We start from the raw sequence: 19,147 nt of genomic DNA, 5'->3' as shown, positions 1-19,147 counted from the left end.
GACCGAAGTCCGAGGACCCCTCGCCAGAACTCAACTCGCCGGCGGGGTCTCGCCGTCTTTCGGGCTCTCCGGCGCCGTCTCGCCGGTCTCGGCCGACTCGGCCGGCTGCTCCGGCAGCAACGCGTCCAGCGCGGCGCCCTGGATGCGCCGGAACTTGCGGCCCGGCCGCTCGCGGTCCAGCACCGCCACCTCCAGCTTCAGCGGCGCGCTGTCCCCGTTGTTGCTCACCGCCCGCAGCGCGTCCAGCGCCACCTTCAGCGCGTCCCGCAGCTCCAGGCCGTCCTCGTAGATCTCCTTCAGCTTGTTCGCCACCGGCTCCGTCTGGCCACCCGTCACCACGTACCGCGGCTCGTCGAAGATCGAGCCGTCGTAGGTCAGCCGGAACAGCTGGTCCTCCTCCGGCGCCGACCCCACCTCGGCCACGCACAGCTCCACCTCGTACGGCTTGAGCTGCTCGGTGAAGATGCTGCCCAGCGTCGCCGCGTAGGCGTTGGCCAGCGCCCGCGCCGTCACGTCCCGGCGGTCGTACTGGTAGCCCTTCAGGTCCGCGTGCCGGATACCGGCCACCCGCAGGTTCTCGTACTCGCTGTACCGGCCGACCGCGGCGAACCCGATCCGGTCGTAGATCTCGGAGATCTTGTGCAGCGTCGTCGACGGGTTCTCGGCCACGAACAGCACGCCGCTGCGGTACTTCAGCACGACCACACTCCGGCCGCGCGCGATGCCCTTGCGCGCGAGCTCCGAGCGCTCGCGCATCAACTGCTCAGGAGAGGCGTACAGCGGCAGCGTCACGGTCAGGCTCCAAGAATGCTCGAAGGAAGGGGAAGTTCAGCCACGGGCGCGGCGATCAACTGCGGCCGCGGGTGGCCTGCTCGGCCCGCCCCGCGACGACCGCCTCCGCCACCGCGGCGGCCTGCTCGTCCGGCAGCCGCACCGCGCCGCGCTCGGCGGTGATCGTCACCAGCGTCGGGAAGACCCGGCGCACCAGGTCCGGCCCACCGGTCGCGCTGTCGTCGTCGGCCGCGTCGTACAGCGACTCCACCGCCGTGCGCACCGCGGTCTCCTCGTCGGCGTCCGGGTCGTACAGCTTCTTCAGCGCCGACCTCGCGAACAGCGACCCCGACCCGATCGCGTGGTAGCCCGCGCGCTCCTCGTACCGGCCACCGGTCACGTCGTAGGACACGATCCGCCCGGCGCGCTTCGGGTCGTCGGCCTCGATGTCGTAGCCGACGAACAACGGCAGCGCCGCCAGACCCGCCATCGCCACGTCCAGGTTGCCCTTGACCATCGTGGCGAGCTTGTTCGTCTTGCCGTCCAGCGACAGCGGAACGCCCTCGATCTTCTCGTAGTGCGCCAGCTCGACCGCGTACAGCCGCACCAGCTCCAGCGCGATCCCGGCGCTGCCCGCGATGCCCACCGCGGAGTAGGCGTCGACGACGTGCACCTTCTCCATGTCCCGGGACGCGATCAGGTTGCCCGAGGTCGCCCGGCGGTCACCGGCGACCAGCACGCCACCGGCGAACGTCACGGCCACGATCGTGGTGCCGTGCGGCGCGTCCACCGGACCGGCGCCCGGCAGCTGCCGGCGGCCCGGCAGCAGGTCAGGCGCCTGCATGCGGAGGAACTCGGCGAACGACGACGTCGTGCTCGAGAAGAAGGCAGCGGGCAGCGCGGAGCCCGTGGGGCCCGAGGTGTGTTCCATACGTGCTCGTGGTTCCCATCGACGAAGTGTGACGCTCCCGCGGGCTCCGAGCCCGCGGAAGCGCGACAACCGGCACTACAAGCTACTCAGTGCGACCACCCTAATGGCCGCCGGTGAGCGGTTACTCGCCGCCCTTTTGCACGTAGGCACGCACGAAGTCCTCGGCGTTCTCCTCGAGCACGTCGTCGATCTCGTCCAGGATCGTGTCGACGTCCTCACCCAGCTTCTCGCGGCGTTCCTGGCCGGCCGGGGCACCACCCTCGACCTCGTCGTCGGAGCCGCCGCCACCGTGCTTCTCGATCTTCTCCTGAGCCATCTCGCCTCCCGGTGAGTCCTGTCCCTAGCCTACCCAGAGACCACGACAATCGGTGGTTTTCCCGCTGCGGTCAGTCCGAACCCGTCAGCGCCTCGACCAGTTCCTCCGCCGTCTCCGACTCGTCCAGCAACCGTCCGACGTGCGCCTTCGTGCCCCGCAGCGGCTCCAGCGTCGGGATGCGGACCAGCGACTCCTTGCCCACGTCGAAGATCACCGAGTCCCACGACGCGGCCGCGATCGACGTCGCGTACTTCTCCAGCGCCCGCCCGCGGAAGTACGCCCGCGTGTCCTCCGGCGGGTTCGTGATCGCCGCCTGCACCTCCTCCTCGGTGACCAGCCGCTTCATCGAGCCCCGCGCCACCAGCCGGTTGTACAGGCCCTTCTGCAGCCGCACGTCGGAGTACTGCAGGTCCACCAGGTGCAGCCGCGGCGCGGCCCACCCCAGGTTGTCCCGCTGCCGGTAGCCCTCCAACAGCCGCAGCTTCGCCGGCCAGTCCAGCCGGTCCGCGCACTCCGCCGGGTCCCGGGCCAGCGCGTCCAGGATCTCGCCCCAGACCCGCAGCACCTCCTTGGACACCTGGTCGCCGCCGGTGCGCTCCAGGTGCGCCGCGGCCAGCTCGTGGTAGGCGAACTGCAGGTCCAGCCCGGTGTACTTGCGCCCGTTGGCCAGCGACACCTTCGTCTTCAGCGTCGGATCGTGGCTGATCTGGTGCACCGCGCGCACCGGCTCGTCCAGCTTCAGGTCGTCGAACCGCTGACCGGCCTCGATCATGTCCAGCACCAGCGCCGTGGTGCCCAGCTTGAGGTAGGTCGAGTACTCGGCCATGTTCGCGTCGCCGATGATGACGTGCAGCCGCCGGTACTTGTCCGCGTCGGCGTGCGGCTCGTCGCGGGTGTTGATGATCCCCCGCTTCAGCGTGGTCTCCAGGCCGACCTCGACCTCGATGTAGTCCGACCGCTGCGACAGCTGGAAACCCGCCTCCTCGCCCTGCGGCCCGATGCCCACCCGGCCCGAGCCGGTGACCACCTGCCGCGACACGAAGAACGGCGTCAGCCCGGAGATCACCGACGTGAACGGCGTCGACCGCGCCATCAGGTAGTTCTCGTGGGTGCCGTAGCTGGCGCCCTTGCCGTCGACGTTGTTCTTGTACAGCTGCAACGGCGGCTGCCCGGGCACGGTGGCCGCCCGCATCGCGGCCTCCTCCATCACCCGCTCCCCCGCCTTGTCCCAGATGACCCCGTCCCGCGGGTTGGTCACCTCGGGCGCGGAGTACTCCGGGTGCGCGTGGTCGACGTAGAGCCGGGCGCCGTTGGTCAGGATGACGTTGGCCGCGCCGAGGTCCTCCACGTCCGGGTCGTGCCCCGGACCGCCCGGGCCAGCCAGGTCGAAGCCCCGGGCGTCGCGCAGCGGCGACTCGACCTCGTAGTCCCACCGCGCCCGCCGCGCCCGCGGGATGTCCGCCGCCGCCGCGTAGGCCAGCACGACCTGCGTCGAGGTCAGTACCGGATTCGCCGTCGCGTCGCCCGGCACGGCGATGCCGTACTCGACTTCGGTTCCCATGATCCGCCGCATGTCCCAAGCCTACGGGTCCCGGGCGGCCACGGTGAGCGGGCCACCGGTTGCGACCAGGTAAAGCACCCGGATCTGCGATGCTGGCTGCCGATGGTGAACAGCGATGGGGAAATGGTCGCCCACTACGACGCCGCGGGCGCGGTCGTGGGCCGGGTGCGGCGCGCCGACATGCGCGAACAGGGCCTCTGGCACGCCGCGACGCTGGTCCTGGTCCGCTCCGGCGACGGCTCCCGCGTCTACGTGCACCGGCGGTCACCGGACAAGGACGTGTTCCCGGGCCTCTACGACTGCTGGGCGGGCGGGGTGGTCGCCGCGGACGAGACGCCCGCCGAGGGCGCGGAACGGGAACTGGCCGAGGAACTGGGCGTGCGCGGCGTGCCCCTGCGACCGCTGTTCACGTTCACGTTCGAGCAGCCACCGTTGCGCTGCCACTACTTCGCCTACGAGGTGCGCTGGGACGGTCCCGTCGTTCACCAGCCGGAGGAAATCGTCTCCGGCGCCTGGATGCCCCTGGACGAGCTGCGGGCCTGGGCGCGGGACCCGGAAAGCCCTTTCGTGCCCGACGGCAGGCACGCGACCCGCGAGTGGTTCCGCCGCCAGGGGTAGCGCTTTCCTCAGCTGGCGGGCAGCTTCTCCGCGACCAGCGCGGCCAGGCCCTTCACCGCGTCCGCGGCCCGGGTCTGCGTGCTCGCCGTGACCTGGAGACCGGACAGCACGTGCCCGCCCGCCAGCAGCACCGTGCAGGTGGTGCCGTCGCACCAGGCGCGCGCGGCCTCCGCGCCGGCGGGACGGGTGACCGTCAGCGGCTGGCCGTCGCAGTCGACCTGCGCCAGCACCTCGGCCGCGGTGCGGTCCAGGTAGCCGGTGACCTGCTGCGTCAGCGCGGAACCACTGGTGTAGAGCCAGGTCGAGCCACGCGGGTCACCCGCGGGCACGGCGTCGAAGCAGGATCCGTTGGCGGCGCGGGCGGCGGCCTCCCGCACACCCTCGTTCGCCAGGTCGCTCTTGGTGAGCACCGCCGCCGCCACGTCCTCGGCGATGTGGTTCACCGGGCTGTTCACCGCCGCCTGGCCGACCGAGACGCTGGACGAGGTCGCCGGCGTCGTCGCGGACGGCGTCGCCGCGCCCGCCGGCTTGTCGTAGTAGGTCTCCAGGTCGTTGGGGCGATCCGCGCACCCGGTCAGCCCGGTCAGCACCACCGCGGCCAGGACCACCATCCCTCCATGACGCACGGTGACGTTCCCTTCAGTCTGCGTTGTGGGCGCTGAGATTAGTCCAAGCCTTCACTGCCATTGCAGCGAGGATCGCCGATCCCAGTACCGTTCCGGCGGCTCGGCCAGCGCCCGCAGTCCCGCGAGTTCGACCCGTGGCAGGTCGACGCCGTTCGCCGCCAGGTTCGCGGTCAGCTGCGGCACGCTGGCGGGACCGACGAGGACGGTGTCCGCCCACGGCTGGGCCAGAACCGCCGCGACCGCGATGGCGTCCGCGCCGACTCCGAAGCGTTGCGCCAGACGGGTGATCGCGGGCGGCGGGTTCACCACGAGCCTGCCGTTGGCGAGGGTTTCCTTGACCAGCACCAGGTTCCCGGCGGCGTGTGCCTCGCCGAGCGCCGGTCCCGCCGACGGTTCGAGCAGGTTCCAGGTGGACTGCACGGCGGAGAACACCGGGCGCCCGGCCACTTCCAGCTCGAACGCCCGCCGGATCACCTCGGCCTGCCTCGGCCCGGAGGTGGAGAACCCGACACGCACGCCGTCGTCGCTGAGCGCCGCGAGCGCCCGTTGCAGCGCCTCGTCGGTGAACAGCGGGCTGTCCACGGTGAGCGAGTGCACCTGGTAGAGGTTGATGGCGTTGCCCAGCAGGGAGCGGCTTTCGGTCCACTGGCGGGAGAACACGCCGGCGGAGTGCTCCTTCACCTCGTGCATCGTGGCGTCCATGCGCCAGCCGCCGACGTAGGTGTAGCCCCATTTGCTGGACACCGTCAGGTCGCGGTGACCGCGTTCGGCCAGCCAGCCGGCGAGGAACTCCTCGGCGCGGCCGTAGGAACGCGCGACGTCGACCCAGCGGACACCGGCCGCGTACGCCGCGTCGAGCACCGCGAACGTGGCCTCGCGCATGGCGCGCACGTCCCGCCGGACCGGGAGCTCACTGCTTCTGCCCAGGTTGATGTAGGCGGGCCGCCCGAGGGCCGCCAGGCCGAGTCCGATGCGCAGGGGACTGTCCTTTCCGTGCGGGTTTTCCAGCGTGTATCGGCGTGCTGGCCACCGGTGGTTTTCGCCGAAAGCCGCGCCGTATAGGGCGTTATACGCCTGATGCTCGTTGACGGAGGATGTCCAGCCACTGCTCGGAGTTCAGCGCCTGCCGGTGCAGCTTCTCCAGCCGCGCCGCCGGCGCCCGCACGTAGCCCTTGCCGAAGACCGGCGCGATCTGCCGCAGGCTCGCTCCCTCCTCCCGGGCCGCCAGCAGCACCCAGTCCGAGGCGTCGGCACAGGCCGCCGACGCACGCCGCAACTCCCCCAGCAGCCGGATCAGCTCCGCGGGCGGGACGGCGTGCGCGCGGACCGCCTGCGCGGTCTCCTCGAGCCAGGCCAGGACGTCGGCTTCGGTGATCGGGGCGCGGATCTCGGCGGCGGGCTCGGTCATGGCGCGCAGTATAGGTCGTTATACGGCCATCGCGGGGCGACACGCCGGGCAACCGAAACCGCCGGGAAGCGTCCTCACCCCGTGTCCGACAAGATCGTCCGCGGGGTTCGTGGCGTGGTGACCGCGCTCGCGGTGACGCTGGCGCTGCTTCCGGTGCACGGGGCCGCCCTGCTGATGCTGCTGTTCGCGGTGGGGCGGTACGACTCCAGCGGGCAGGGCGGGCCGTTCCGCAGCTGCACGGCCGATTCGGTGTCGTGCGCGGGGCCGGACGTGCCCGTGGTGATCGGCTGCGCGCTGGCCGTCCTCGGCGGATTGCTGCTCGCCGGCTGGGCGGGGCGGCGCGCGGGGCGGCCCCGAAGCCACTCACACGGCGGAGGCCGCCGACCCGGGCGGATCGGCGGCCTCCCCTGACGTGCCTGCGGTTACAGGTACTGGCCGGTGTTCGTGGCCGTGTCGATGACGCGACCGGACTCCTGGTTCTTGCCGGTGACGAGCGTGCGGATGTAGACGATCCGCTCGCCCTTCTTGCCCGAGATGCGGGCCCAGTCGTCCGGGTTGGTGGTGTTGGGCAGGTCCTCGTTCTCCGCGAACTCGTCGACGATCGCGTCGAGCAGGTGCTGCACCCGCAGACCGGGCTGCTTGGTCTCCAGCACCGACTTGATCGCCGCCTTCTTCGCCCGGTCCACGATGTTCTGGATCATCGCGCCCGAGTTGAAGTCGCGGAAGTACAGGACCTCCTTGTCCCCGTTGGCGTAGGTGACCTCGAGGAACCGGTTCTCGTCCGTCTCCTCGTACATCCGCTCGACGGTGTTCTGGATCATCGCCTCGATCGTGGCCTGCGCGTCCCCGCCGAACTCGGCGAGGTCGTCGGCGTGGATCGGCAGCCCCGGCGTCAGGTACTTGGAGAAGATGTCCTTCGCACCCTCGGCGTCCGGCCGCTCGATCTTGATCTTCACGTCCAGCCGGCCCGGGCGCAGGATCGCCGGGTCGATCATGTCCTCGCGGTTGGAGGCGCCGATGACGATGACGTTCTCCAGCCCCTCGACACCGTCGATCTCGGCCAGCAGCTGCGGCACGATCGTGGTCTCCACGTCCGAGGAGACGCCACTGCCGCGGGTGCGGAAGATCGACTCCATCTCGTCGAAGAACACGATCACGGGCGTGCCGTCGGAGGCCTTCTCGCGGGCCCGCTGGAAGATCAGGCGGATGCTCCGCTCGGTCTCCCCGACGAACTTGTTGAGCAGCTCCGGGCCCTTGATGTTGAGGAAGTACGACTTGGCGTCCTTCGAGTCGCCGTCGCCGCGGGCCTCGGCCACCTTCTTGGCCAGCGAGTTGGCGACCGCCTTCGCGATCAGCGTCTTACCGCACCCGGGCGGGCCGTAGAGCAGGACGCCCTTGGGCGGCCGCAGCTCGTACTCCCGGTAGAGGTCGGCGTGCAGGAACGGCAGCTCCACGGCGTCGCGGATCTGCTCGATCTGCCTGCCCAGGCCACCGATGTCCTCGTAGCGGACGTCCGGGACCTCCTCCAGCACGAGGTCCTCGACCTCGGCCTTGGGGACCCGCTCGTAGGCGTAGCCCGCCTTCGAGTCCACCAGCAGCGAGTCGCCCGGCTTGAGCGTCTGCGCGGCCAGCGGGTCGGACAGCCAGACCACCCGCTCCTCGTCGGCGTGACCGACGACGAGCGCGCGGGCGCTGCCGCCCTCGGTCGCCGGCGTCAGGACCTCACGCAGCGAGCAGACCTCGCCGGTGAGCTCGAAGTCGCCCGCCTCGACGACGGTCAGCGCCTCGTTCAAGCGGAGAGCCTGACCGCGCTGGAGGGACTCCACCTCCACCGCCGGGGACACCGACACCCGCATCTTGCGGCCGGCGGTGAACACGTCGACGGTGTTGTCCTCGTACGCGGTGACGAACACGCCGTACCCGCTGGGGGGCTGGGCGAGCCGGTCGACCTCTTCGCGCAGCGCGAGGAGCTGCCCCCGCGCCTCGCGGAGGGTCTCCACGAGCTTGTTGTTCCGCTCCGTGAGCTGGGCGACTCGTTCCGACGCCTCGGCGAGACGCTGCTCCAGCACGCGGTTCTGACGGGGTGATTCGGTTAGTTTGCGCCGCAGCAGGGCTACTTCCTCTTCCAGGAAGCGGACCTGCCGCGCCTGCTCGTCCGGCGTCGTTCCAGCTCCACTGATCTCTGAAGGGTCGGCGTCCTCGTGCCGACCTCCGGGAAGGTCGTGTTGCATGTCGGCACCTCCTCGGAGTGCTTTTAACCCACGGTACCGGCGATCACCGACATGAAAAGCCCTTTCCGCATCACAGGATCGGCGCGTCGCATCACGAAGCCGGACGGAACCGTTACACGAGGGTCCTGCCCAGCGGTCGGCGAACCGCTCGGAAAACTACGGACAGTATCCACCCGGCCACGGACAGCGGCCATCCGGGCGGTGAGCGATTCACTCATGTCACGACCACCCAACCAAGGCTTTACAGGACGTTCACCGGGCGTCTTCCCCTTCTCCTCCTCCTTCAAACCCGGGTGATTTTCGCGTCGCCACACCGGATCGCCGGCCGCCGCAGCGGACGGCCAAGATCGAGTTGCCGGACATCGGCGCTACGATCGCTCGCGTTACACCCCGGATTCGCGCCGGGGGAAACCGGATGCCGCTTCGGCGCGTCGAAGGCAGGCAGACACCCGACGTGAACGAGGAGACGTCCGTCCATGACCTACCCGCCGCACGGCCCGGGCCAGCCGGGTCCCCACGGGCCGCAGGGCCCCTACGGGCAGCCCGGGCCGTACGGGCAGCAGCCCGGACAGCCCCAGGGCGGGCCGCCGCCCGGCTACCCGCAGGGGGCGCCGCGGACGCCTCCGCCCGGGTTCCCGGGCGCGACGCAGCAGTTCGCCGCGCCGGGCGGGTCCGGCGGGCCGGGCGGTGAGCCGCCGAAGAAGAAGACCGGCCTGATCGCCGGCATCGCGGCGGCCGCGGTCGTGGTCGCCGCGGTGGCCGTCACCCTGGTGGTCACGCTCGGCGGCGACGACGAGAAGGACACCGGCAACACCGTCGCCGCCGCCGGCTCCTCCTCCAGCGCGAGCCCCACGGCGCGCGCGAACTCCTCGACCGCGACCGCGCCGTCGTCCCGGCGCTCGTCCTCGTCCGCGACCACCGGCGCCGGGGGTGGCGCCGCGGGCGGCCCGGACAGCGTGGCCCAGCAGGTCGTGGACGCCATGAACGCCCGCAGCGCCAGCCGGTACGCCGCGCTGACCTGCGGCGGCGCCACCGACAGCGAGGTCTCCTCGCTGCAGTCCCAGTGGGACGCGGCCAGCGAGCTGCAGGCCAGCATCTCCGGCCCGGCCGAGGTCACCGGCGACACCGCGAAGGTGCCGGTCAATCTCCGTTACAACGGTGACCGGCAGGATGCGAAGATGCCGCTCAAACGGCAGGGTTCGAACTGGTGCGTCGACGAGTCCTGAGCCAACCGATCCACGAAGGGGTAACCCGATCATGACCTACCCGCCGCAACAGCCCGGGCCCTACGGGCAGCAAGGCCCCCACGGCCAGCCGGGCCGGCCGGGCCCCTACGGGCAGCAGCCGGGCGGCGGCTACCCCCAGCAGCAGCCCGGATATCCGCAGGGCGGGCCGCAGCAGCCCGGTCACCCACAGGGGCAGCCGGGCTACCCGCAGACCCCGCCGCCCGGCTTCCCCGGCGCGCCGCAGCAGTTCGGCCAGGACCCCTACGCCGACCCGTACGCCGGGCAGCAGTACCCGGGCGGGCCGGGCGGTGAGCCGCCGAAGAAGAAGACCGGCCTGATCGTCGGCATCGCGATCGCCGCGGTGATCGTCATCGCCGGTGCCGCGTTCCTGATCTGGTTCCTCACCAAGGACGACGGCGGCGACGGCAACAGCGCCGCGCCCAGCACGAGCGCGACCGCTCCCCCGGCCTCCAGTGAGGCTCCGTCCAGCAGCTCGCGCACCCCGACGTCCACGCCCGAGGGCACCGCGGCGCCGGGCGGGAAGTCCACCCCGGAGGAGACCGCGCAGGCGATCGCCACCGCGTACAGCACCGGGGACAAGGAGACCATCCAGTCGATGGTGTGCGCGAGCCGGCCGCAGTCGGTGCCGGACATCCCGCCCGGCATCACCGTCACGGTCACCGGCAGCCCGGACGTCGTGGGCGACACCGCCTACGTGCCGGTGCACGCGGTCGGCCCGGGCGGCACCAACGACTTCGAGCTCGGCCTCGCCAACGAGGGCGGCGTGTGGTGCTACCTGGGCGACCGCACGAACTGACGCGGAAACCTCAGCCGCGGCTCGGCCTGCGCTGCGGCCGCGGCGGGGTCACCCCGTCGGCCAGCCGTCGCGTGGTGAGCAGGAAGGCGGTGTGCCCGACCATCCGGTGTTCCGGGCGCACCGCCAGGCCCACCACGTGCCAGGGCCGCACGAGGCTCTCCCACGACTCGGGCTCGGTCCAGCCCTGCATCTCCCGCAGCGCCTCGGTGACCCGGGACAGCTGGGTCACCGTCGCCACGTAGACGACCAGCACCCCGCCCGGCACCAGGCTGCGGTGGACGGTGTCCAGCACCTCCCACGGCGCCAGCATGTCCAGGATCACCCGGTCGACCTCGCCCTCGTGGCTGGCGAGGTCGTCGACCTTCAGCGTCCAGTTCGCCGGCCGCTCCCGGAAGAACCGCTCGACGTTCTTGACCGCGTGCTCGGCGTGGTCCTCGCGCACCTCGTAGGACAGCACGCTGCCCTCCGGGCCCACCGCCCGCAGCAGCGAGCAGGTCAGCGCGCCGGACCCGGCGCCGGCCTCCAGCACCCGCGCGCCCGGGAAGATGTCGCCCCACATCACGATCTGCGCCGCGTCCTTGGGGTAGATCACCTGCGCGCCGCGCGGCATGGACAGCACGTAGTCGGCCAGCCGCGGCCGCAGCGCCAGGTAGGCGGTGCCACCGACGGAGGTGATCACCGAGCCCTCCGGCTTGCCGATCAGGTCGTCGTGCCGCAGCGCGCCGCGGTGGGTGTGGTACTCCTCCCCCTCGGCGAGCACCAGCGTGTAGTTGCGTCCCTTCGGATCGGTCAGACGGACCCTGTCACCCGGGCGGAACGGCCCGCTCACCTGCACTGTGGAACTCCTCGAAACTCGCGAACGCAGCGCTCGATCTTCCCAGACCGGCTCGTCAGCGGACGCGGCGGGCCGACAGGGCCGAGCGCAGGTCCTCGCGGCGCAGCACCCCGGCCGGGCGGCCCTCGTCGTCGACCACGAGGAACTGCCACGCGGCGGTCTCGCGGACGCGCTCGGCGATCTCCTCCCCCGGCTCCGAGGCGAGCAGCACGGTCTCGGCGCGGATCGGCTCGGCGGCCAGCTCCGCCGGGGCCTGCGGCGAGGTCTCCGCGAGCCGCTCGGCGGCGCCTTCGTCGAGCAGGCCGGCCGCGACGCCGTCCGCGCGCACCAGCACCACTCCCCGGCCCGCCGCGGCCGCCAGCGCGTCCGACACCGGGCTCTCCGCGGGCAGCTGCAGCACCGGCCGGGTCAGCTCGGTCACCGCCAGCCCCTCCGGCCAGCCCCGGTTGGCTTCGGCGGTCAGCTCCGATCCGGCGCCCATCGCGACGAACCACGCCGTGACCACGCACACGCCCAGTCGCAGCCAGCGGTCCTCGCTGCCGGAGACCATGCCGAGCATCGCCCACACCAGCAGCCCGGCGGCGACGATCCCGCCGCCCACGACGGCCGCGCGGGTGCCGCTGGCCCGCCGCCCGGTGAGGGCCCACACCCCGGCGCGCAGGAGGCGCCCGCCGTCCAGCGGGAGGCCGGGCAGCAGGTTGAACACGCCGACCGCGAGGTTGGCCACCGCGCACTCGGCGACCAGCAGCCACACCGCGCCGTCCGGCGGCACCGCGAACAGCAGCAGGCCGCCGAACGCCGCGAGCAGGACCGACACGACCGGCCCGGCGGCCGCGATCAGCCCCTCCTGACCGGGTTCGCGCGGGGTACGGGCCACTTCGGACAGTCCGCCGAGCAGGAACAGCCGCAGCCGCCGCACCGGGATGCCCATCCGCAGCGCCACCACGCAGTGGCCCAGCTCGTGGGCCAGCACGGACAGCCCGAGCAGCACCGCGAACGCCGCGGCCAGCGCCCACGACGTGGCCGCGGTGGCGCCGGGCAGGAGCCGGTCGACGAGCGGCTGGTAGAGCACGACCACCACGAGCGAGCCGATCCACCAGGAGGGGGCGAGCAGCACCGGCACGTCCTGGACCCGGAACAGCAGCAGGCCGCCGTCGGCGGTGGTCAGCACCCGCCTCGGCTGGTTCCTCCCGTGCTCGCCGGTCGCGGCCATGCCCGTCAGGGTAGAGCGTGGGGTGTCAGGCGGCGGTGACCCGCGGGTGCGCGCGGCGTCGCGATCTTGTCGGACCCCTCGTTTAGGGTGCGGGGTATGGCTCAGACGGCGACCACGGAACCCCAGCTCGGCGTGCGCCGCCCCGCGCTGTCCCCTTCGCGGGCCAGCGACTTCAAGCAGTGCCCGTTGCTCTACCGCTTCCGGGCGGTCGACCGGCTGCCGGAGGTGCCGACGAAGGCGCAGCTGCGCGGCACGCTCGTGCACTCGGTGCTGGAGCGGCTGTTCGCGCTGCCCAAGACCGACCGCGAACCGGACCGCGCCCGCGAGCTGCTCGCGCCCACCTGGAGCGAGCTGTCGGCCGACAACCCCGAGTGGGCCGCGCTGTTCGACGGCGAGGACGTGCAGGGCTGGCTGGAGTCGGCGACGAAGCTGCTGGACAGCTACTTCCAGCTGGAGGACCCGCGCCGGTTCGACCCGGAGGCGTGCGAGCTCCACGTCGAGCTGGAGCTGGAGTCGGGGGTCCGGCTGCGCGGGTACGTCGACCGGCTGGACGTCGCGCCCACCGGCGAGATCCGGGTGGTGGACTACAAGACCGGCGCCGCGCCCCGCGAGATCGGCGAGGCCAAGGCGATGTTCCAGATGAAGTTCTACGCCGTGGTGCTGTGGCGGCTGCGCGGCGTCGTGCCGCGCCAGCTCAAGCTGATGTACCTGACCGACGGGCAGTCGCTGGCCTACGCGCCGGACGAGGCCGAGCTGCGCCGGTTCGAACGCACGCTGGAGGCGATCTGGCAGGCGATCCTCAAGGCGGGCAAGACCGGCGACTTCCGGCCCAGCCCGAGCCGGCTGTGCGACTGGTGCGCGCACCAGTCGCTGTGCCCGTCCTTCGGCGGCACGCCACCGGAGTACCCGGGCTGGCCGGAGCCGGACCCGGGTGTGGAAACGGCCCTGGATCGAGCGGACTGAGGATCAGGCGGACGGAGATGACGGAGAACGCTTTCTACCTGCCGCTGGGCGGCGACCGCTACCAGCCGACCGAGCACACGGCCGGACCGTGGACCCCGGAGGCGCAGCACTTCGGGCCGCCCTCGGCGCTGCTCGCCCGCGCGCTGGAGGGCCTGACCACCGACCGGCCGGGGCTGCTGGCGCGGGTGACCGTGGAGATCCTCGGCCCGGCGCCGCTGACCGAGCTGTCGCTGCGGTCCTGGGTGGAGCGGCCGGGACGGTCGGTCGAGCTGCTCGGCGCCGAGCTGCACGACGGCACGCGGGCGGTGGCCCGGGCGTCGGCGTGGCGGATCGCCGAGGCCGACACGACGGCGGTGGCCACCGAGGAGCCGGCGCCACCACCGCCGGCGGACTGCCGTCCGGCGACCTGGCCGGACACCTGGGGCCGTGGCGGGTACCTGGGCGCGATGGAGTGGCGGATCATCGCCGGCTCGCCCGCGGAGCCGGGCCCGGCGTGGGTGTGGGGCAGGCAGCGGGTCGAGCTGGTGGCCGGGGAGAAGCCGACGCCGTTGCAGCGGCTGTTCGCGGTCGCCGACACCGGCAACGGCGCGTCGAACTTCCTCGACCCGGCGAAGTGGTGGTTCATCAACAGCGAGCTGACCGTGCACCTGCGGCGCGCGCCGGCGGGCGAGTGGACGGCCCTGGACGCCCGCACGCTGGTGGGCCCGACCGGGGTGGGCACGGCCACCAGCACGCTGTCCGACGTCCAGGGCCAGGTGGGCCAGGCCGCGCAGGCGCTGATGGTGCGGACACGCTGACGGGCGTGACCGTCCCCCGCCGGCCGCACGAGATCCACTACTCTGCGGCCAGGGATCGACTGACCTGGGAGCGCTCGAGTGCAGATCACTTCGGTGGTCAACCAGAAGGGCGGCGTCGGCAAGACGGCGCTGAGCGTCGGGGCCGCCGCGGCGCTGGCCGAACGCGGCCGCCGGGTGCTGCTCATCGACCTCGACCCGCAGGGTCACGCGACCACGGAGATGCTGGGCCTGGACGAGGTGCCCGCGCAGGCGCCGAGCCTGGCCAAGGCGCTGACCAAGATGTGGAAGGGGCCGGTCGAGGAGCTGATCGTGCCGCACCGGCGCAGCAACATCGGCCCGGGCGGCGCGTTCGACGTCATCCCGACCTCGCCCGGCATGTTCGACCTGGTGCGCAGGCTGGACCAGTTCCGGGTGCCGGGGTGGCAGCTGGCGCGGGTCGTGCAGTTCGCCAACTACGACCACGTCATCATCGACTGCCCGCCGGCGCTGGACGTGCTGACCAACAACGCCCTCGCCGCGACGCACGGCATCCTGGTGCCGGTGCAGCCGGACCGCACCAGCATCCGGGCGCTGCGCCTGCTCAACGACCAGCTGTACTACGTGCAGACCGCGCTGAACCGCCCGCCCATCCCCTACTTCGGGGTGGTGCCGGGCCTGTACCGGCGGCCGATGTCCGGGTACGCGGTGGCGGCGCTGGAGGAGCTCAAGCAGTTCGGCTACCCGCTGCTGGCGCACGTGCCGCTCGGGGTGGTGATGAACGAGGCGGCCGCGCACGGCATGCCGGTCACCACGTTCGCCCCGGAGACCACGCAGGCGGTGGCGTTCCGGGAGATCGCGGCGGTGCTGGACGGCCACCTTGCCCGCCAGCAGCCCTCGCCCCCGATCCCGGCCGAGGACGACTTCGTGTTCGAGGACTTCATCACCCAGGTGGCGCACGCCCGCAACGAGAACGACAACGGCGCGCGGAAGCGGCTGTACGACCTGATGCCCAAGCGACCCCGCGAGTAGCGGCTTCGGAAAACGCTTTCTCGCACGCCGCATGCGCCGCGGCGTGCGGATGATCATGCCCGCCGCGAAGCGGCAGGAGCGAGGTGCGGGGCCAAGTTCCGGATGAGGTCCAGGCCGCGGTGCCCTGGCGGCCCCGGCCGGCACCGCTGACCGAAAACCCCTGACCGAAAACCCTGACCGGCCGCGCCGGAAAGCGCTTCCCGCACACACTGCGTGTCCCCGAACGGCGTGACGATGATCATGCCCGCCGTGACGCGGTAACCCCACCCCCGGCTCGACACCGGCCCGAGCGAGGTGACACGCTGGCGCCAGTTTTAGATCAATTGAACCAAAACTCCGGAAAGGCCCGCGCATGCCCACCACGTCCCACACCCGGGCAGACAGCCGGGCGATGCCGCTCGCGGTCTCCGTCCTCGGCCTCGCCATCTTCTGCCTCCACACGACCGAGGTGATGGTGGCCGGGCTGCTCCCGTCGCTCTCGGCCGGCCTCGGCGTCTCGACCACCGCGGCGGGCAACCTGGTCACCGTCTTCGCGCTGGGCATGGTGTTCGGCGGCCCGGCGCTGACGCTGGCGCTCATGAGGGCGCCCCGCAAGCCGGCAATGATCATGATGCTGGTGCTGTTCCTCGCGGGACAGACCCTCGGCGCCCTCGCCGGCGCCTACTGGGTCATGGTGCTCGCCCGCGTCCTCACGGCGCTGGCCACCGCGGCGTTCTTCGGGCTCGCCGCGTCCGTGTGCGCCGGCCTGGTGCCGCCGGACCGGGTGGGCCGCGCACTGGCCGTCGTCTTCGGCGGCTTCATGGTGGCCAACGTGTTCGGCCTGCCCCTGGCGACCTTCATCGACCAGCTGATGGGCTGGCGGGCCGCCTTCTGGACCGTGGACGTCCTGGTCGCCCTGTGCCTCGTCCTGGTCCTGGTCACCGTCCGCAGCCCCGCGGCCCCGGGCCGGCCGGACCTCCGCGCGGAGCTGTCGGTCTTCCGCAGCGGACGGCTCTGGGGCGCCTTCACCACCAACGCCCTGCTGATCGGCGGGGTGTTCGCCACCTTCGCCTACCTGTCCCCCGTGCTGACCGAGGTGGCCGGCTTCGGCGCGGCCGTCGTCCCGCTGCTGTTCGTCCTGTACGGCGTGGGCACCGTCATCGGCAACGTCGTCCTCGGGCGCCTGGCCGACGCGCACACCATGCGCACCCTCTGGCTCGGCGGCGTGGTCCTGGCGGTGCTGCTGGGCCTGTACGCGCTCGTCGCGAGCAACCAGGCACTCACCCTCGTCGCCCTGTTCCTGCTGGGCTTCACCGGGCTGCCGCTGAACCCGGCGATGGCCTCGCGCGTCATGCGGCTGTCCAACAGCGGCGCGCTGGTCAACACCATGAACACCGCGACGATCTGCGCCGGCGTCACCCTCGGCACCTGGCTGGCCGGCCTCGGCATCGACGCCTTCGGCTACCACGCCCCGATGTGGGTCGGCGCGCTGCTCGCGGCCGGCGCGCTGGCCACCCTGCTCGTCGCGCGGATCGCGGACCGGCGGCCGTTTTGGCGCGCCTGATCCACCACGAATAGGTTGGCGGCATGGGCAGGCCCAGGAAGTTCGACGAGACGCACGCTCTCACCGCCGTCATGCACACGTTCTGGCGGCGGGGGTACGAGGCCACCTCGACCCGCGATCTCGCCGAGTCCACCGGCATGGGCCTGTCCAGCCTGTCCAACGCCTTCGGCGACAAGCGGCAGATGTACCTGCGCGCGCTGCGCCGCTACTTCGAAACCAACACCGCCGTGCAGACCGAACTCCTGGCACAGCCCGAACCGGTCAAGGACCGGCTGCGGAACCTCATGGTGCAGGCGATCGACCTCGACCTCGCGGACCCGCCCTCCCCCGGCTGCCTGATCATCAACGCCTCGATCGAGATGGCCGGCACCGACCCGGAGGTGGCGCAGGAGGTGCGGCGGCACTTCACCACCGTCGAACGGGCGGTCCGCGCCGCGCTCGACGAAGGGCAGCGCAGCGGGGAGATCAGCCGCGACCAGAGCGCCGCCGCCCTGACCCACCACGTGCTGAGCAGCTACTACGGCCTCCGGGTGCTCGGCCGTGTGCAGCCGGACCGCGCTGCCCTCCTGGACGTGGTGGAGACGATGCTGGCCAAGCTCTGAGAGCCGCGCCGTATAGGTCGTTATACGGATCGGGCGGCGCAGGCGCGGGCCCGCGCCTCCAGGTACCGCCGCTCCGGGACGTTCAGCGTGCGTACCGCCGCGCGGCGGTACGCCGGCTCCGCCGACGCCGGATCGCCCGCCCGCTCCAGCAGGTGCGCGCGCACCGCGTCCACCCGGTGGTGCCCGGCCAGCGCGGGGTCCTGCTCCGCCGCGGCCAGCTCCCGCAACCCGGCCCGCGGACCGTCCACTTCGGCCACCGCGACGACCCGGTTCAGCGTGACCATCGGCCCGGGCGCCACGGCCGCGAGCAGCTCGTACAGCCCGGCGATCTCGCGCCAGTCGGTGTCCCCGGCCCGCTCGGCCTGCCCGTGCACCGCGGCGATGGCGGCCTGCAGCTGGTACGGCCCGGCCGGTGCGGTGGTCAGCGCCCGCGTGACGAGTTCGATGCCCTCGCCGATCATCGCGCGGTCCCAGCGCGACCGGTTCTGCTCGGCGAGCGGGACCAGCGCGCCGTCCGGTCCGGTGCGGGCGGCGCGGCGGGCGTCGGTCAGCAGCATCAGGGCGAGCAGGCCCGTCACCTCCCCCTCATCGGGCAGCCGGGCGTGCAGCTGCCGGGTCAGGCGGATCGCCTCGGCCGTCAGGTCCACGCGCTGCAGCGACTCCCCCGAACTCGCCGTGTGGCCCTCGGTGAAGATCAGGTACAGCACGTTCAGCACGGCCGCCAGCCGCGGCCCGTACTCCTCCCGCGACGGCGGGCGGAACCGGGCGCCGCCGGCCTTGATGCGTTGCTTGGCGCGGCTGATGCGTTGCGCGATGGTCGATTCCGGCACCAGGTAGGCGCGGGCGATCTCGGCGGTGGTGAGCCCGCCGACCGCGCGCAGCGCCAGCGCCACCTGCGACGCCGGGGTCAGCGACGGGTGGCAGCACAGCATGAGCAGCGTGAGCGTGTCGTCCACCGCGGGCACCGGCGCGGGGTCCGGTGGCGTCGTCATCGCGACGTGCTCCTCGCGGCGGCGGCGGGCCGTCTCCGCGCGCCACAGCTCGATCCGCCGCCGGGACGCGGTGGTGATCAGCCAGCCCTTCGGGTTCGCCGGCATCCCCTGCGCCGGCCACTGCGTCGCGGCCGCGAGCAGCGCCTCCTGCACCGCGTCCTCGCAGAGGTCGAAGTCGCCGTAGCGGCGCACCAGCGCGGCGAGCACCTGCGGCGCCAGCTCGCGCAGCAGCTCGGTCACGGCAGGAAGACGCTCAGGTCCTGCGTCGGGCGCACCTCGACCAGGCCCAGCGCCGCCTCCGGGATCCGCGCCGCCCACTCCACGGCCCGGTCGAGGCCGTCGCAGTCCAGCACGTAGAACCCCGCCAGCTGCTCCTTGACCTCGGCGAACGGCCCGTCGCCCGCGATCACCTGGCCGTCGCGGACCAGGACCCGCTTGCCGGTCTCCGGCGGCGCGAGCGAGGACGACGTCACCAGCTCCCCCGACTCGGCGAGGTCGCGGTCGAGCGCCTCGTACGCCTTCAGGCCCTGCCCTTTCTCGTCGTCGGCCAGCTTCTCCCACACCGCCTGCGAGGCGGCGTTGCGGTAGATCAGCACCAGGAACTTCATCGGCCCTCCCCCGAGAAAAGAAATCCGGTCGCCGGGGATGTCGAGACCGGCACCTCGGCTTCGACGTCCCCCGTGCAAGCA

The 19,147-nt window shown here is 72.3% G+C and carries 21 protein-coding genes; 9 read left to right on the top strand and 12 right to left on the bottom strand.

All coding sequences use genetic code 11. From position 1 onward, the window contains the following. Positions 1–30 precede the first annotated feature (30 nt). From prcA to dop, 4 genes are all read right to left on the bottom strand, one after another. Entirely contained in the window at positions 31–792 is a 762-nt protein-coding gene (gene prcA, locus D0D28_RS00240; RefSeq protein WP_116109091.1) for a proteasome subunit alpha, read from the bottom strand. Between the two features lie 55 nt (positions 793–847). Further along, positions 848–1,702, bottom strand: a complete 855-nt coding sequence (prcB, locus tag D0D28_RS00235; RefSeq protein ID WP_116109090.1) for a proteasome subunit beta — start codon at positions 1,700–1,702, stop codon at positions 848–850. Positions 1,703–1,823: 121 nt separating this feature from the next. Continuing rightward, a complete protein-coding gene (locus tag D0D28_RS00230) occupies positions 1,824–2,018 on the bottom strand; it encodes a ubiquitin-like protein Pup (RefSeq protein ID WP_017982463.1) in 195 nt (64 codons plus the stop codon). 70 nt (positions 2,019–2,088) lie between these two features. Then, positions 2,089–3,591 carry a depupylase/deamidase Dop gene (gene dop / locus D0D28_RS00225; protein ID WP_094002924.1) on the bottom strand — a complete coding sequence of 501 codons (1,503 nt, stop codon included), beginning with the start codon at positions 3,589–3,591 and terminating at the stop codon, positions 2,089–2,091. A 90-nt stretch (positions 3,592–3,681) separates the two neighbouring features. On the opposite strand from dop, the gene D0D28_RS00220 reads away from it, so the two are divergent. Further along, positions 3,682–4,197, top strand: coding sequence for an NUDIX hydrolase (locus tag D0D28_RS00220; protein WP_162830941.1), 516 nt, complete (start codon positions 3,682–3,684; stop codon positions 4,195–4,197). An 8-nt stretch (positions 4,198–4,205) separates the two neighbouring features. Here the strand turns inward: D0D28_RS00220 and D0D28_RS00215 are convergent, their stop codons facing one another. The 3 genes from D0D28_RS00215 to D0D28_RS00205 all read right to left on the bottom strand — a co-directional run bounded on the left by D0D28_RS00215 (position 4,206) and on the right by D0D28_RS00205 (position 6,231). After that, on the bottom strand, positions 4,206–4,808 hold the full coding sequence (locus D0D28_RS00215) for a hypothetical protein (RefSeq protein ID WP_116109086.1): 603 nt from the start codon (positions 4,806–4,808) through the stop codon (positions 4,206–4,208). A gap of 66 nt (positions 4,809–4,874) precedes the next feature. Next, positions 4,875–5,831 (bottom strand): aldo/keto reductase, encoded by a 957-nt coding sequence (locus D0D28_RS00210; protein WP_162830951.1) that lies wholly within the window; start codon positions 5,829–5,831, stop codon positions 4,875–4,877. Positions 5,832–5,889: 58 nt separating this feature from the next. After that, on the bottom strand, positions 5,890–6,231 hold the full coding sequence (locus tag D0D28_RS00205; RefSeq protein WP_094002920.1) for a hypothetical protein: 342 nt from the start codon (positions 6,229–6,231) through the stop codon (positions 5,890–5,892). Positions 6,232–6,312: 81 nt separating this feature from the next. Here D0D28_RS00205 and D0D28_RS00200 point away from each other — a divergent pair, with 81 nt between their 5' ends. After that, on the top strand, positions 6,313–6,642 hold the full coding sequence (locus D0D28_RS00200) for a hypothetical protein (protein WP_116109081.1): 330 nt from the start codon (positions 6,313–6,315) through the stop codon (positions 6,640–6,642). Positions 6,643–6,653: 11 nt separating this feature from the next. Here D0D28_RS00200 and arc read toward each other — a convergent pair whose 3' ends face one another. After that, positions 6,654–8,462 (bottom strand): proteasome ATPase, encoded by a 1,809-nt coding sequence (arc, locus tag D0D28_RS00195; RefSeq protein ID WP_094002919.1) that lies wholly within the window; start codon positions 8,460–8,462, stop codon positions 6,654–6,656. A gap of 476 nt (positions 8,463–8,938) precedes the next feature. On the opposite strand from arc, the gene D0D28_RS00190 reads away from it, so the two are divergent. After that, positions 8,939–9,688 carry a hypothetical protein gene (locus D0D28_RS00190; RefSeq protein ID WP_094002918.1) on the top strand — a complete coding sequence of 250 codons (750 nt, stop codon included), beginning with the start codon at positions 8,939–8,941 and terminating at the stop codon, positions 9,686–9,688. Positions 9,689–9,719: 31 nt separating this feature from the next. Continuing rightward, the gene (locus tag D0D28_RS00185; protein WP_094002917.1) at positions 9,720–10,505 is read left to right on the top strand and encodes a hypothetical protein; all 786 of its coding nucleotides are present in this window, start codon (positions 9,720–9,722) and stop codon (positions 10,503–10,505) included. Positions 10,506–10,515: 10 nt separating this feature from the next. Here D0D28_RS00185 and D0D28_RS00180 read toward each other — a convergent pair whose 3' ends face one another. Continuing rightward, entirely contained in the window at positions 10,516–11,340 is an 825-nt protein-coding gene (locus D0D28_RS00180; protein WP_094002916.1) for a tRNA (adenine-N1)-methyltransferase, read from the bottom strand. Between the two features lie 55 nt (positions 11,341–11,395). Next, the gene (locus tag D0D28_RS00175) at positions 11,396–12,553 is read right to left on the bottom strand and encodes a site-2 protease family protein (protein ID WP_094002915.1); all 1,158 of its coding nucleotides are present in this window, start codon (positions 12,551–12,553) and stop codon (positions 11,396–11,398) included. 96 nt (positions 12,554–12,649) lie between these two features. Here D0D28_RS00175 and D0D28_RS00170 point away from each other — a divergent pair, with 96 nt between their 5' ends. The 5 genes from D0D28_RS00170 (at position 12,650) to D0D28_RS00150 (ending at position 17,466) form a co-directional block, all read left to right on the top strand. Further along, the gene (locus tag D0D28_RS00170; protein WP_094002914.1) at positions 12,650–13,516 is read left to right on the top strand and encodes a RecB family exonuclease; all 867 of its coding nucleotides are present in this window, start codon (positions 12,650–12,652) and stop codon (positions 13,514–13,516) included. Between the two features lie 17 nt (positions 13,517–13,533). Continuing rightward, entirely contained in the window at positions 13,534–14,313 is a 780-nt protein-coding gene (locus D0D28_RS00165; RefSeq protein ID WP_094002913.1) for a thioesterase family protein, read from the top strand. 78 nt (positions 14,314–14,391) lie between these two features. After that, entirely contained in the window at positions 14,392–15,321 is a 930-nt protein-coding gene (locus D0D28_RS00160) for a ParA family protein (RefSeq protein ID WP_094002912.1), read from the top strand. A 352-nt stretch (positions 15,322–15,673) separates the two neighbouring features. Next, positions 15,674–16,864, top strand: a complete 1,191-nt coding sequence (locus tag D0D28_RS00155; RefSeq protein ID WP_205413148.1) for an MFS transporter — start codon at positions 15,674–15,676, stop codon at positions 16,862–16,864. A gap of 23 nt (positions 16,865–16,887) precedes the next feature. Beyond that, positions 16,888–17,466 carry a TetR/AcrR family transcriptional regulator gene (locus D0D28_RS00150; protein WP_116109079.1) on the top strand — a complete coding sequence of 193 codons (579 nt, stop codon included), beginning with the start codon at positions 16,888–16,890 and terminating at the stop codon, positions 17,464–17,466. A 20-nt stretch (positions 17,467–17,486) separates the two neighbouring features. Here the strand turns inward: D0D28_RS00150 and D0D28_RS00145 are convergent, their stop codons facing one another. Together D0D28_RS00145 and D0D28_RS00140 are read right to left on the bottom strand one after the other, a co-directional pair. Next, positions 17,487–18,698: an RNA polymerase sigma factor gene (locus D0D28_RS00145; protein WP_116109076.1), complete on the bottom strand. Its 1,212-nt coding sequence runs from the start codon at positions 18,696–18,698 to the stop codon at positions 17,487–17,489. Continuing rightward, the gene (locus D0D28_RS00140; protein WP_116109074.1) at positions 18,695–19,066 is read right to left on the bottom strand and encodes a YciI family protein; all 372 of its coding nucleotides are present in this window, start codon (positions 19,064–19,066) and stop codon (positions 18,695–18,697) included. The genes D0D28_RS00145 and D0D28_RS00140 overlap by 4 nt, the downstream gene beginning before the upstream one ends. Positions 19,067–19,147 lie beyond the last annotated feature (81 nt).

Origin of the sequence: Amycolatopsis ruanii, from assembly GCF_003385175.1 — a bacterium.
In the GTDB taxonomy this organism is placed as follows: domain Bacteria; phylum Actinomycetota; class Actinomycetes; order Mycobacteriales; family Pseudonocardiaceae; genus Amycolatopsis_E; species Amycolatopsis_E thermalba.
Note: the sequence above shows the minus strand (reverse complement) of the source record. Positions and strands in the feature narration are given on the sequence as shown.

Coding starts and splice junctions, on each gene's coding strand:
- D0D28_RS00165 (WP_094002913.1), top strand. CDS start 13,534: ATGACGGAGAACGCTTTCTACCTGCCGCTGGGCGGCGACCGCTACCAG.
- D0D28_RS00205 (WP_094002920.1), bottom strand. CDS start 6,231: ATGACCGAGCCCGCCGCCGAGATCCGCGCCCCGATCACCGAAGCCGAC.
- prcB (WP_116109090.1), bottom strand. CDS start 1,702: ATGGAACACACCTCGGGCCCCACGGGCTCCGCGCTGCCCGCTGCCTTC.
- arc (WP_094002919.1), bottom strand. CDS start 8,462: ATGCAACACGACCTTCCCGGAGGTCGGCACGAGGACGCCGACCCTTCA.
- D0D28_RS00230 (WP_017982463.1), bottom strand. CDS start 2,018: ATGGCTCAGGAGAAGATCGAGAAGCACGGTGGCGGCGGCTCCGACGAC.
- D0D28_RS00170 (WP_094002914.1), top strand. CDS start 12,650: ATGGCTCAGACGGCGACCACGGAACCCCAGCTCGGCGTGCGCCGCCCC.
- D0D28_RS00190 (WP_094002918.1), top strand. CDS start 8,939: ATGACCTACCCGCCGCACGGCCCGGGCCAGCCGGGTCCCCACGGGCCG.
- dop (WP_094002924.1), bottom strand. CDS start 3,591: ATGCGGCGGATCATGGGAACCGAAGTCGAGTACGGCATCGCCGTGCCG.
- D0D28_RS00140 (WP_116109074.1), bottom strand. CDS start 19,066: ATGAAGTTCCTGGTGCTGATCTACCGCAACGCCGCCTCGCAGGCGGTG.
- D0D28_RS00215 (WP_116109086.1), bottom strand. CDS start 4,808: ATGGTGGTCCTGGCCGCGGTGGTGCTGACCGGGCTGACCGGGTGCGCG.
- D0D28_RS00155 (WP_205413148.1), top strand. CDS start 15,674: ATGCCCACCACGTCCCACACCCGGGCAGACAGCCGGGCGATGCCGCTC.
- D0D28_RS00220 (WP_162830941.1), top strand. CDS start 3,682: ATGGTGAACAGCGATGGGGAAATGGTCGCCCACTACGACGCCGCGGGC.
- D0D28_RS00185 (WP_094002917.1), top strand. CDS start 9,720: ATGACCTACCCGCCGCAACAGCCCGGGCCCTACGGGCAGCAAGGCCCC.
- D0D28_RS00175 (WP_094002915.1), bottom strand. CDS start 12,553: ATGGCCGCGACCGGCGAGCACGGGAGGAACCAGCCGAGGCGGGTGCTG.
- D0D28_RS00150 (WP_116109079.1), top strand. CDS start 16,888: ATGGGCAGGCCCAGGAAGTTCGACGAGACGCACGCTCTCACCGCCGTC.